1 protein-coding gene is annotated in these 1,106 nt (G+C 45.0%); it reads left to right on the plus strand.

Annotation, left to right across the window (positions count from 1 at the left end):
- Window positions 1–165 precede the first annotated feature (165 nt).
- Window positions 166–1,053, plus strand: coding sequence for a protease HtpX (gene htpX / locus A3763_RS22140; protein ID WP_197476066.1), 888 nt, complete (start codon window positions 166–168; stop codon window positions 1,051–1,053).
- The last annotated feature ends 53 nt before the right edge of the window (window positions 1,054–1,106 follow it).

The raw sequence follows: 1,106 nt of genomic DNA on the forward strand, positions 1-1,106 counted from the left end.
TTCTAATAGTAAAAAATTAAAAAGGCGATCTTCGGATCGCCTTTTTTATGCCTGATATACCGCTCTCATTACATTAAACCTACTCCATCTTGAGCCTTAAAAGGCTTGAACTTTCTCACTCAGTCCATATATTCTCAGATAACACCACACATGAGATAAACCAAAATGATGAGAATATTTTTATTCCTGGCCACAAACTTAGCCGTTGTATTAGTCGCTAGCTTCACACTTAGCCTACTCGGGGTCGGCAGTTACATGACCGCTCAGGGTCTGGACTACAATAACCTCCTTGTCTTCTGCCTGATATTCGGTATGGCAGGTTCAATCGTGTCGCTGCTGATGTCAAAATTCATGGCAAAGCGCAGCATGAGAGTTCAAGTGATTGAGGAGCCACAAAACGCTGACCAAAAATGGCTCTATACCACCGTCCAGGATCTTGCTCAAAAAGCCAATATCGGTATGCCTGAGGTTGGCGTATTTAACAGCGCACAAGCTAATGCTTTCGCAACCGGCTGGAATAAAAATAACGCCTTAGTCGCCGTAAGCACAGGCTTACTCAATAAAATGAGCCGTGAGGAAGTTAAGGCTGTACTTGGGCATGAAATCGGGCACGTCGCAAATGGTGATATGATTACCCTCACCCTTATCCAAGGAGTCGTAAACGCATTCGTTATGTTCTTTGCGCGAATTATCGGTAGCTTTGTTGATAGAGCAGTATTCAAAAATGAAAGCGGTCACGGCATGGGCTTTTTTATCGCCACCTTCGTCGCAGAGATGATATTAGGAGTGCTCGCTAGCACGATTGTTTTCTGGTTTAGCCGCCGTAGAGAATATCGAGCAGATATAGCGGGAGCGGAGCTAGTTAACCCCGCTGCGATGGTCAGCGCACTTGCACGCCTGCAGGCTGAATACGATAAACCAAGTGAAATGCCTTCTGAAATGGTCGCTTTTGGTATTAGTGGCGAACTGAAGAATTCATTAGGCGGTTTGTTTATGAGTCACCCTCCTCTAGACAAACGTATCGAAGCGCTTCGACAGCGTTATAGTGCTTAGGTCCTGAAGTAGCTAGTTCGAAAGCTTTATTTTCGAACTAGCTCTAAAGACCG

This window comes from Oleiphilus sp. HI0128, assembly GCF_001635365.1.

Excerpts from the sequence above, each read along its gene's own strand:
- htpX (WP_197476066.1), top strand. The coding sequence starts at position 166 with ATGATGAGAATATTTTTATTCCTGGCCACAAACTTAGCCGTTGTATTA.